This window comes from Streptomyces armeniacus (genome assembly GCF_003355155.1).
In the GTDB taxonomy this organism is placed as follows: domain Bacteria; phylum Actinomycetota; class Actinomycetes; order Streptomycetales; family Streptomycetaceae; genus Streptomyces; species Streptomyces armeniacus.
In genome coordinates this window covers 595,256-606,358 of the sequence record NZ_CP031320.1, presented here as the reverse complement: position 1 = coordinate 606,358, position 11,103 = coordinate 595,256, and the positions used below count along the sequence as shown (strand labels likewise).

Below are 11,103 nucleotides of genomic sequence, written 5' to 3'. Positions count from 1 at the left end.
GCCGTCGTAGTGCTGTGTCTGGTCATTGTTGTTTTAAAGGAATCGGCGGCCACCGGGCACTACACCTAAGCCTGCGTCGGCAGCGTAAGAGGTGTATAAGAGCCAGGGCCGATGACCGCCCCCACCCCCGCCGTCCGCGACCGTCTCCGCGCGCTCCCCGGCGGCGAACTGCCCGCGTACCTCTACGACCTGACGGCCCTGCGCGCGCACGCGGCGGCGGTGCGCGCCGCCCTCCCCGAGGCCGTCGAGCTGTACTACGCCGCCAAGGCCAACCCGGAGCCGGAGATCCTCCGCGCGCTCGGACCGTACGCCGACGGCTACGAGGTCTCCTCCGGCGGCGAACTCGCCCACGTCGCCACCGCCGTGCCCGCCCGTCGCCTCGCCTTCGGCGGCCCCGGCAAGACACCGGACGAACTCGCCGCCGCCCTCGGACAGGGCGTGCACCGCGTCCACGTCGAGAGCCTCCACGAACTGCGGCTCCTCGCCGCCCTGTCCGCCCGCCTCGCCCCCGGCACCCCCACCGGCATCCTGCTGCGGGTCAACCTCCCGGTGCCCGAACGCTCCCTGGCGGGCAGCGCGCTGGCCATGGGCGGCCGCCCCGCACCGTTCGGCCTCGACCCCGCACAGGCCGACGAGGCCGTACGGCTCCTCACCGACGGCAGCTGCCCGCAGCTACGGCTGCACGGCGTGCACGCCCACCTCGCCAGCGGCCTCGACGCGCCCCGGCTCCTCGCCGTCGCCGAGTCCGTGCTGTCCTGGACCGCCGCGCTGGCCGCACGCCATGGCGCACGCCTCACCGAGGTGAACCTCGGCGGCGGCATGGCCGTTGACTATGCCGCGCCCGACAGCCGCTTCGACTGGACGGCGTACGGCGCGGGCCTGGCCCGGCTGGCAGCGGCGCACCCCGGCACGACGCTGCGGATCGAGCCGGGGCGCGCGCTGACCGCGTACTGCGGCTGGTACGCCACCGAGGTGCTGGACGTGAAGCCGAGCCACGGCGAGGAGTTCGCCGTCGTCCGCGGCGGCACCCACCACCTGCGTACGCCCGCGGCCAAGGGCCACGACCAGCCCTGCGCCGTCGTCCCCGGCTCCGCGCCCTGGCCGCATCCGTGGCCGCGGCCGTCGCTCCGTGGCGAACGGGTCACCTTCGCGGGGCAGTTGTGCACCCCGAAGGACGTCCTCGCGCGCGGTGTCGCGGCGCCGGGGCTCCGGGCGGGGGACCGGGTGGCGTTCGGGCTGGCCGGGGCGTACGCGTGGAACATCTCGCACCACGAGTTCCTGATGCACCCGCGCCCCGGGTTCCACTTCTTGGGATGAACCGCAGCCCGGGGTGAACCGCGCCCGGCGTGAACCTCGGCGTCGACCGAGGTGCGGAGTCGGCCGACAGGGCCTCCGGCCGGCGCTTCCGCGCCGCGGAGGCCCTGCGGGCGGGCGGCTACGCCTTGCGGAGCCGCTCCACGACGCCGTCGAGGTCGCGGCGGACCATGTCGCCGCGGATCGTGTGCCCGCCCGGCTCCTCGTGCCACTCGTGCGGGATGCCCGCGCCGTCGAGGAGACCGCGGAACTCCCGCTGGCCGGCGAGCACCTGGGTCTCGTTGATCGTGTCGAACCAGTTCACCGGGTCGGGGCTGGTGCCCGCGACCAGGAAGACCCGCTTGCCGCGGTAGCTGTCGACGTGCTCCACCGGGTTGTCGGCGCTCACCTTGGCCTCGTCCCACGCCGGCGCGCCGTAGACGGTGCCGCCGGCCAGATCCAGCGCGGCGGAGGACACGTTGGCCCAGTGGACGACCAGCCCGGCGTCGCGGCGCACGCTGGCCGGCCCGGAGTGGGAGCTGACCGAGGCGAACAGGTCCGGGTGCTTGGCCCCGTACTTCAGCGCGCCGTAGCCGCCCATGGAGAACCCGGCGACGCCGCGGCCGTCGAACTCCGCGTACGTGCGGAAGTTCGCGTCGATCCACGGCAGCAGCTGGGTGATGTGGAACGTCTCCCAGTTGCGGGGCCCGGAGTTGGAGCTGACCGGGTCCGAGTACCAGCCGGTGTGCCCGCCGTCGGGCATCACGACGATGACCGGCTTGCCGGCGGCCAGATCGCGGATGCCCGCGCCGTCCCACGACATGAAGTCCTGGCCGGTGCCGCCGCCGTGGAGCAGGTACAGCACGGGGTACGTGCGTCCGCTGTCGTGGTAGTCCTCCGGCAGCAGGATGTTCACGGCGGGGTCCCAGCCGACCGCGTCGGTCGCGAAGCGGTAGTACCACATGCGGGGATCGTCCTCTTTGCGGTCCACGATGTGCAGCCCGAAGCCGTCCTCGGCGGCGCCGGCCGAGGGCGCCCCCGTCATGAGCCACGCGCCGCCGAGGGCCGCCGCGGCGGTCACGCCGCCGGCTGCCTTCAGTACGCGCCTGCGGGTGGGGTGCTGGTCTCTCAAGACGACCTCCTGGTCGGGGAGTTCCTGTGAGGGGATGTGCGCAGCCGGGCTGCGACGAGGCGCAGCGTACGGAGGCGGTGCGGCCGTGACCGCCGGGCAATTCGCGCTCACCCGAAAACCCCAGGCGGAGGCGCCCGTTAACCTCGGCCCATGTCCGGAGTCCTGCGCATCCACTTCCAAGACCGCGACTTCCGGCACGTACAGCTGGCCAGGTCCGCGGACCCCATGTGGGAGGCGATCCTCGGGCTGCACGTGCTCACGACGCCGCCGGCGCGGCTGCCCGAGCAGCTGCGGCCGTGGCGGCGGCGGGCGCGGGAGCGGCTGCGGGACGGCGAACTGCGCGCGGCCTGCCGGCTGCTGGGCGACCTCGCGCCCGCGGACGCCGCGTACTTCCCGGACTTCCTCACCCCGGCGGAGTCCGAGCTGGGCATGTCGGCGGCGCTGTCGACCCTCCGCGCGACCCCGGCCGTACGGCTCGCCCGCGAGCTGCGGGAGGCCGCCCGTTACCGCCAGCTCCCGCCCTGGACACGGCAGCTGGCGGCCGGCGACCGTACGCTGCTCGGGCGGGTCGCGGACGCCGTACGCCACTTCCACGAGCGGCTGATCGTGCCGGACTGGAGCGAGGTCGAGGCCACCATCGCCGCCGACCGCGCGTGGCGGCTGGAGGCACTGGAGGACGGCATGGAGGCGGTGCTGGCCACGCTGTCGCCGTTCGTGTGGCGCGATCCGGTGCTCACCGCCCCGTACCCGGTGGACTACGACCTGCACCTGCGTGGCCGCGGCGTACGGCTCATCCCGTCGTTCTTCTGCCACACCCGGCCGATGGCGATCGCCGACCCCAGCCTGCCGCCGGTCGTGGTCTGCCCCGTCCGCAGCCACCCGCCCGAGCCGGGCGCCGCCACGCGCCCGCCGGCCGCGCTCGCCCCGCTGCTGGGCGCCGGCCGCGCGCGGGTACTCGCCGCACTGACCGCCACGTTCACCACCGGTTCCCTCGCCGCCCGCCTGGGCATGCCGGCGCCCACCGTCAGCGGTCATCTGAAGGTCCTGCGCGGCGCGGGCCTCGTACGCAGCGAGCGGGCGGGCGCGCACGTGCTGCACAGACTGACCGGCAGGGGCCGCCACCTGCTCGGAAACTGAACGTACGGTGTGTGCGGGTGCGTCCGGATGCGTCCGCGTGCGGTCGGCCAACGGATATGGCCAGTCAACGACTTGACTGTATTTACTGTTCCTTGACTGGGCATTGACAAACTGTGGAAGGGTCGCGAGGCTCCCGCTTGACCACGCACATCGACCGAACAGAGGTCCCCCCACATGAGATCACGTACCACCGCAGCGATCGTGTCCGCGGCCGCGGGCGTCGGGCTGCTGTTCGCTGCCCCCACGTTCGCGAGTGCCGCGCCCGGCACCGCCACCTCGTCCTCCATGGCCCCCGCCGACGCCTGCTACTCCTGGAGCGGCACCCTCAAGGAGGGCGCGTCCGGTGAAGCCGTACGGCAGCTCCAGATCAGGGTCGCCGGCTACCCGGGGTCCGGTAACGAGCTCGCGATAGACGGCGAGTTCGGCCCGGCCACCAAGGCCGCCGTGGAGCGCTTCCAGAAGGCGTACGGGCTGAGCGCCGACGGCGTGGCAGGCCCGGCCACCTTCGACAAGATCTACGCGCTCCAGGACGACGACTGCTCGCCGGCCAACTTCGAATACGGCGAGCTCAACAACTGCAACTCCGACTGGTCCGGCGGCAAGGTCGACGCCGCCACGGCCAAGTCCAACGCACTCGTCACCATGTGGAAGCTGCAGGCCATGCGGCACGCGATGGGTGACGCGCCCATCGTCGTCAACGGCGGCTTCCGCAGCGTCTCCTGCAACGACAGCGTCGGCGGCGCCCCCAACAGCCGCCACCTGTACGGGGACGCGGCGGACCTGGGCGCCGGATCGCAGGGCTTCTGCGCGCTGGCCCTCCAGGCACGCGAGCACGGCTTCTCCGAGATCCTCGGCCCGGGCTACCCTGGTCACGACGACCACACCCACCTCGCGGGCGGCGGCAGCCTCTGGTCGGCACCCGACTGCGGCATGTGATCCGCGGCCGCGGCCGAGCGCCGCGGCCGACCCGTCCGCACACGAGCCACCCCGCCCCTGCGGCGCGCCTTCCCGGGCGTGCCGCAGGGGCACAGCCCTTACGGGATGCCCCGAGGAGTCACCATGTCCCTGGCCGGTTTCGAGCGTTTCCCCCTGCTGTTCGGCCCCAGCCCGGTGCATCCGCTGGAGCGGCTCAGCGACCATCTCGGCGGCGCGCGGATCTGGGCCAAGCGGGAGGACTGCAACAGCGGGCTCGCCTTCGGCGGCAACAAGACACGCAAGCTCGAGTACCTCGTCCCCGACGCGCTCGCCCAGGGCGCCGACACCCTGGTCAGCATCGGCGGCATCCAGTCCAACCACACCCGGCAGGTCGCCGCCGTCGCCGCCCGGCTCGGCATGAAGGCCGTGCTCGTACAGGAGAGCTGGGTCGACTGGCCCGACGCCGTCAACGACAAGGTCGGCAACATCCTCCTGTCCCGCGTCATGGGCGCCGACATCCGCCTGGTGCGGGCCGGCTTCGGGATCGGCTTCAAGGAGAGCTGGAACCAGGCGCTGGACGACGTACGCGCCGCAGGCGGCACCCCGTACGCCATCCCCGCGGGCGCGTCCGACCACCGCCTGGGCGGCCTCGGCTTCGCCAACTGGGCGTACGAGGTCGAGCAGCAGGAACGCGAACTCGGCGTCTTCTTCGACACCATCGTGGTGTGCAGCGTCACCGGCAGCACCCACGCAGGCATGATCGCCGGGTTCGCCGGCCAGGACCGCCCCCGCCGCGTCCTGGGCATCGACGCGTCCGCCACCCTCGACGCGACACGCGCGCAGGTCGCGAAGATCGCCCGCAACACCGCCGAACTCATCGGCCTGGGCCGCGATCTGCGCGACGACGAGATCACCGTCCTGGACGGCTGGGCCGGCGACCGCTACGGCATCCCCGTCCAGTCCACCCTCGACGCCATCACGCTCACCGGCGGTCTCGAAGGCGTGATCCTCGACCCGGTGTACGAGGGGAAGTCGATGGCCGGCCTCATCGACCTCGTACGCGGCGGCGACATCCCCGCGGACTCGAACGTCCTCTACGCCCACCTCGGCGGCCAGCCCGCCCTCAACGCGTACAGCGGCGTCTTCGGCTGACCCGCCACCGCGGCACGCTCCGGGCCGCGCCGTGGTGACACGCCGCGCCCGGAGCGCGCCAACGCGCCGCGGACGGGCGGGCGTTCAGCCCGTGACCCGGTGGCCGAGCGTCGAACTCAGCTCCCGCGCCCCGCTCATCACCATCTCGGCGAGCTGCTCCTTCGCGTCCTCGCGGAACCGCATCTCGGGGATCGTCAGCGTCAGGCTGCCGACGGCGATGCCGTCCGCGCCGAGGATGGGGGCCGCGATGCCCCGTGAGCCGGGGATCTTCTGCCCGCGCGAGAACGCGTACCCCTGCTCCCGTACGAGCTCCAGCTCCCGGCGCAGCACCTGTGCGGCGGGCGGCTTCTCGCCCGTGCCGGGGGCCGGCGCGCGCTCGGCGAGCACGGCGTCGATCTCCTCGTCCGTCAGGAAGGCGAGGATGGAGCGGCCGGACGCGCCCCAGTTGACCGGCACCGGGGCGTTCAGCTCGATCCGGTAGGACAGCGGGTTGGGCGACGAGTGCTCGGCGGCGTAGATCATCTCGCGCCGGTTGGGCAGGTAGACGCCGAGCAGGCACGCTTCCTGGCTGCGCCGGACGACCTCCGCCAGCACCGGCCGGGCCAGCCGCACCAGGTCGCGGCGGGCGGCCAGCAGCGCGCCGAGGCGCTGGCACTCCGCGGTCGGGCGCCAGCGGCGGGTCTCCGGCACGTACTCGACCATGTCCTCCTTGGCCAGCAGGTCCAGCAGCCGGTGCACGGTCGGGCGGGGGAGTCCCACGGCCTCGGTGACGGCGGCGACGCCGACGTCCTCGCCCGCCTCGACGACGGCACGGAACACCGCCATGACCCGGGCGACCGTGCCCTTCGGAGGTTCGGAATCTGTTCGCACGGCGGATCACTTTATCACTCAGTGGACGTTCGCCGCGGGTCCGAAGCATTGACAGCGCCTCGTCCGCGAGCCTAGCTTTGCCGACGCGCTGTCCACTCAACGATGCACAAGTCCACTGAGTGGACAGTCCTAGTGATCAGGGTTGATCGGCAGGAGGTGACGGCGGTGCCCTCGTACGGGTCGGCCCGCACACGGCGCCGGGCGGCGCTCGCCGCGGGCGTCGGCAATTTCATGGAGTGGTTCGATTTCGCCGTCTACGGCTTCTTCGCGCCCACCATGGGCAAGGTCTTCTTTCCCGACAGCAGCGCCACCGTGGGACTGCTGTCCTCGCTCGCCGTGTTCGGCGTCGCGTTCTTCTTCCGCCCCATCGGCGGGCTCGTCCTCGGCTCGCTCGGCGACCGCCGCGGCAGGCGGTTCGCCCTGTCGGTCTCGGTGGTGATGATGGGCGCCACCACGACGCTCATCGCCGCGCTGCCCAGCTACCAGACCGCCGGCATGCTCGCCCCCGTCCTGCTCGTCGTGCTGCGGTGCCTCCAGGGGTTCTCCGCGGGCGGCGAGTGGACCGGCTCCGCCGCGTACCTGCTGGAGATGACGCCGGGCAACCGCCGGGGCGTCTACGGCAGCGTCATCTCCGCCACCGCCGCGCTCGCCACCGTGGCCGGGAGCTTCTCCGCGCTGGTGGTGGAGTCCCTGGTCGGGGCCGACAGCCTGGTCTCGTGGGGCTGGCGCATCCCGTTCCTCGCCGCCGCGCCGCTCGCCCTCGCCGGCCTGTACGTACGGCTGCGGCTGGCCGAGACGCCGGTGTTCGAGGAGCTCAAGGCACAGGGCAAGGTCGCCGACAAGCCGCTGCGCAGCGCGGGGCGGAAGGACCTGAAACCGGTCCTGCTCACCCTCGCCATCGCCGCCGTACAGGGGCTGGGCTTCTACTACCTGGCCACCTACGTCGTGAACTACCTGTCCGAGACCGTCGACCTGTCCCGGACCACCTCGCTCCAGCTCAGCGCGGCCGGGCTGCTCGTCTACACCGCACTGTGCCCGGTGGCGGGCGCCGTCTCCGACCGGCTGGGCCGCCGCCGCGTCAACCTCGCCGGCAGCGTCGGCTACATCGTGCTGGGGCTGCCCGCGTTCGTCCTGATGGGCCGGGGCGACGTGGCGTCCGTACTGCTCGGGATGCTGCTGCTGATCGTGCCGCAGTCGCTGGTCAGCGTCACCACCGTGGTCATGCTGGTCGAGCTGTTCCCCGCGGCGACCCGCTCCAGCGGCAGCGCGACCGGCTTCAACATCGCGCTGGCCTTCGTCGCGGGCCCGGGACCGTTCGTGGCGAGCGCCATCGCCAGCGCCACGGGCAGCAGCGTGTGGCCCGCCTCGTACCTGGTCGTGGTCGCGCTGGTCGCCACGGTCTTCCTGGCCAGGCACCTGCCCGAAACCGCCGGACGGGACATCGGCGCGGGTGACCGCCCGGCCGAGCCGGACCTGGTAGGGGAGGCCAGATGACGAACAAGGACGGCACCTACGAGGTGCTCGCCGTGCGCTTCGCGACCCGGCAGACCGTCGCGAGCCAGGTCTACCTCAACCACCACGTCTACGGAGAGCCCGACCGCCCCCTGGGGATGGACTACTTCTTCTGGGTGCTCCGCAACGACGAGCGCACCCTCGTCGTCGACACCGGCTTCACCCCGGAGGTCGGCGACCGCCGTGGACGTACGACGACCTGCCCCGTGCCCGAAGCGCTGGCGCGGCTGGGCATCGACCCGGCGGGGATCGGACAGCTGGTCATCACGCACGCGCACTACGACCACACCGGCAACGTCGGCCTGTTCCCCCACGCGCGCATCCTGATCTCCGCGCGCGAACTCGACTTCTGGACCGGCCCGTACGCCCGGCGCGTCCAGTTCGGGCACTCCGCCGAGCCGTCCGACCTCGCGCACCTCGCGGAGGCCGAGCGGGAGGGGCGGGTGGTCCGGCTGCCCGAACGGTACGAGCCCGCGCCGGGAATCGAGCTGCGGGAGGTCGGCGGGCACACCCCCGGCCAGCTCGTCGCCCTCGTACGCACCGAAGGCGGCACGGTCGTACTCGCCTCCGACGCCGTCCACTACTACGAGGAACTCGAGCTGGACCGGCCGTTCCTCGTGGTCGCCGACCTCGCCGCGATGTACCGCGGCTTCGACGAACTCGCCGCGCTCGCCGCCGAGCCGGACACGGTGCTGCTGCCCGGCCACGACCCGCTCGTACTGGAGCGGTTCGAGCCCCTCGACCCCGCCGACCCCGGCTTCGCCGTGCGGGTCGGCCCGAGCACCGGAAGGAAGCGCTCATGACGCGAAGGCTGGAAGGCAGGGTGGCCGTCGTCACCGGCGCCGCCGGCGGCATCGGGGCGGCGAGCGCGCGCCGCCTCTCGGACGAGGGGGCGAGCGTCGTCGTGGTCGACCTCGATCACGACGGCGCGCGGGAGGTCGCGGCCGGACTGCCGGGGCCCGCCGTCGCCGTCGCGGCCGACGTCTCCCGTGAGGAGGACGTCGAGCGGTACACGCGGATCGCCGTCGAGACGTACGGCAGGCTGGACCTGCACCACCTCAACGCCGGCATCGTCGGCCCGTTCGCCGAACTGCCGGACATGAGCGCCGCCGACTTCGACCACGTCGTCGGCGTGAACCTGCGCGGGCCGTTCCTCGGCGTACGCGCGGCCTTCCGCCGGTACCGCGAGCAGGGCGGCGGAGGCGCGATCGTGCTCACCGCCTCCATCGCGAGCCTGCGCGGCAGCCACGACCTGCTGCCGTACCAGGCGTCCAAGCACGGCGCGCTCGGCGTCATGCGCGGCGCTGCGATGTACGGCGGCCCGCTGGGCGTACGCGTCAACGCGGTCGCCCCCGGCCTCGTACCGACCGGCCTGTTCACCGCGGCCAGGGACGAGTCCGGCGGCGGGGACGACATGACGCGGCGCGGCACCACGGTCCCGCTGCGCCGTACCGGGAGCCCCGACGAGATCGCTTCCGTCGTGGCGTTCCTGCTCAGCGACGACGCCGCGTACGTGCACGGCGAGGTCGTCTCGGTGGACGGCGGCGCGGCGATCGTCAGCACCGTACGGCCGTCGGGCGGCGCGGGCGCGTGGGACACCGCGGCCGTCGACAGCCGGGCGGGGAACGGCAGCCGGGCGGGGAACGGCAGTCGGGCGGGGAACGGCGGTCAGGCAGGAAGCGGCGGCCCGGCGGGAAGTGGCGGCCGGACGGCGGACGACAGGAGGGCGGAGGCATGAGCGGCACCCGTATCGGAATGATCGGGCTCGGCAACATGGGCGGCCGGATCACCCGGCGCATCGTCGCCGGCGGACAGCCGGTGACCGGCTACGACCCGGTCCCTGGCCGCGCCGAAGAGGCGGGTGCCACGCCCGCGGAGTCGGTCGCCGAGGCCGTCGCCGCCGCCGACCACCTGCTGCTGTCCCTCCCGGACAGCACCGTGGTCGAGGGAGTGGTGCTGGGCGACGACGGTGTGCTGGCGCACTGCCGCGCCGGCCAGATCGTGGTGGACTTCAGCACCGCGGCCCCGTCGTCCACCGTGCGGCTGCACGCGGCGCTCGCCGAGCGCGGCGTCGAGTACGTCGACGCGGGCATCTCCGGCGGCGCGGCGGCCGCGGACAAGGGCACGCTGACGCTGATGACCGGCGGTTCGCCCGCGGCGCTGGCGGCGCTGGAGCGGACGCTGGAGCCGTTCAGCTCCGAGGTGTTCGCGATGGGTGCCCCCGGCGCCGGGCACACCGCCAAGGTTCTCAACAACTTCCTCAACGCCGTCAGTCTCGCCGCCACCGCCGAGGCGCTGGTCGCCGGGCGCAAGGCGGGCCTGGACATGCACCGGCTGCTGGAGGTGTTCAACGCCGGCAGCGGCGTCAACTTCGCCACCCTCAACCGCTTCCCGCACATCGTGGACGGCGACTACCTCGAAGGCGGCCTCACCGGCGCGCTGATGACGAAGGACATCGTGCTCTACGTCGACCGGCTGCGGGAGCTGGGCGTGCCCGTACTCAACGCCTCGGGCCCGCTGGCGAGTTTCGCGCTGGCCGGATCGCTCGGCTACGCCGACCAGATCAGCAACAGGGTCGTCGACGCCATCGGCGACGCGGCGGGCGGCATCCGGCTGCACGACAAGGAGGAGCACGGGAACGAGGAGCTCGGGAACGAGGAGCACGGCAACGAGGAGGCGGCGGAATGAAGATCGTCCACGGCAGGCCCGAGAGGGCGGGGACCGAGGAGCGGGGTGCCACGTTCGACGGCACCGTGTGGGCCGACCCCGTACTGCCCACCACCGACGGCGTCACCATCAACTCCGTGTTCTTCACCCCCGGTTCCCGCACCCACTGGCACCGGCACGAGCACGGCCAGATCCTCCAGGTGACCACCGGCAGCGGCTGGGTGTGCAGCGAGGGCGAGGCGCCGCAACGGCTCGGCCCCGGCGACGTGGTGTGGGTACCGCCGGGCGAACGCCACTGGCACGGCGCGAGTACGGGCAGCGCGCTGGCGCACGTGGCCGTCTCCCTCGGCACCACGCGGTGGGAGTCCCCGGTGAGCGAGGCCGACTACCTCGCCGCACAACAGGACTGAACGACGAACGGAGCA

General features: G+C 73.0%; 11 protein-coding genes. 9 read left to right on the top strand and 2 right to left on the bottom strand.

Annotated features, from left to right (window positions below):
- The first annotated feature begins 111 nt into the window (after positions 1–111).
- On the top strand, positions 112–1,317 hold the full coding sequence (locus tag DVA86_RS02555) for a type III PLP-dependent enzyme (RefSeq protein WP_208875404.1): 1,206 nt from the start codon (positions 112–114) through the stop codon (positions 1,315–1,317).
- A gap of 118 nt (positions 1,318–1,435) precedes the next feature.
- On the opposite strand, the gene DVA86_RS02550 is transcribed toward DVA86_RS02555, so the two are convergent.
- Positions 1,436–2,425, bottom strand: a complete 990-nt coding sequence (locus DVA86_RS02550) for an alpha/beta hydrolase (RefSeq protein WP_208875402.1) — start codon at positions 2,423–2,425, stop codon at positions 1,436–1,438.
- 150 nt (positions 2,426–2,575) lie between these two features.
- Here DVA86_RS02550 and DVA86_RS02545 point away from each other — a divergent pair, with 150 nt between their 5' ends.
- The 3 genes from DVA86_RS02545 (at position 2,576) to DVA86_RS02535 (ending at position 5,629) form a co-directional block, all read left to right on the top strand.
- Positions 2,576–3,562 carry an ArsR/SmtB family transcription factor gene (locus tag DVA86_RS02545; protein ID WP_208875401.1) on the top strand — a complete coding sequence of 329 codons (987 nt, stop codon included), beginning with the start codon at positions 2,576–2,578 and terminating at the stop codon, positions 3,560–3,562.
- 174 nt (positions 3,563–3,736) lie between these two features.
- Positions 3,737–4,498: a D-Ala-D-Ala carboxypeptidase family metallohydrolase gene (locus DVA86_RS02540; RefSeq protein ID WP_208875399.1), complete on the top strand. Its 762-nt coding sequence runs from the start codon at positions 3,737–3,739 to the stop codon at positions 4,496–4,498.
- A 123-nt stretch (positions 4,499–4,621) separates the two neighbouring features.
- Complete coding sequence (locus tag DVA86_RS02535; protein WP_208875397.1) at positions 4,622–5,629, top strand: 1-aminocyclopropane-1-carboxylate deaminase; 1,008 nt, start codon at positions 4,622–4,624, stop codon at positions 5,627–5,629.
- Positions 5,630–5,713: 84 nt separating this feature from the next.
- Here the strand turns inward: DVA86_RS02535 and DVA86_RS02530 are convergent, their stop codons facing one another.
- Entirely contained in the window at positions 5,714–6,499 is a 786-nt protein-coding gene (locus tag DVA86_RS02530; protein WP_208875394.1) for an IclR family transcriptional regulator, read from the bottom strand.
- A gap of 132 nt (positions 6,500–6,631) precedes the next feature.
- Between DVA86_RS02530 and DVA86_RS02525 the strand changes: the two genes are divergently transcribed.
- The 5 genes from DVA86_RS02525 to DVA86_RS02505 are packed head-to-tail and all read left to right on the top strand — an operon-like array spanning position 6,632 to position 11,088.
- Positions 6,632–7,993, top strand: coding sequence for an MFS transporter (locus DVA86_RS02525; protein WP_222623277.1), 1,362 nt, complete (start codon positions 6,632–6,634; stop codon positions 7,991–7,993).
- Entirely contained in the window at positions 7,990–8,814 is an 825-nt protein-coding gene (locus DVA86_RS02520; protein ID WP_208875391.1) for an N-acyl homoserine lactonase family protein, read from the top strand. Before DVA86_RS02525 ends, DVA86_RS02520 begins: the two co-directional genes overlap by 4 nt.
- Positions 8,811–9,749, top strand: a complete 939-nt coding sequence (locus DVA86_RS02515) for an SDR family NAD(P)-dependent oxidoreductase (RefSeq protein WP_208875390.1) — start codon at positions 8,811–8,813, stop codon at positions 9,747–9,749. The genes DVA86_RS02520 and DVA86_RS02515 overlap by 4 nt, the downstream gene beginning before the upstream one ends.
- Positions 9,746–10,699: an NAD(P)-dependent oxidoreductase gene (locus DVA86_RS02510; RefSeq protein WP_208875389.1), complete on the top strand. Its 954-nt coding sequence runs from the start codon at positions 9,746–9,748 to the stop codon at positions 10,697–10,699. The genes DVA86_RS02515 and DVA86_RS02510 overlap by 4 nt, the downstream gene beginning before the upstream one ends.
- Positions 10,696–11,088, top strand: a complete 393-nt coding sequence (locus DVA86_RS02505) for a cupin domain-containing protein (protein WP_208875387.1) — start codon at positions 10,696–10,698, stop codon at positions 11,086–11,088. Before DVA86_RS02510 ends, DVA86_RS02505 begins: the two co-directional genes overlap by 4 nt.
- Positions 11,089–11,103 lie beyond the last annotated feature (15 nt).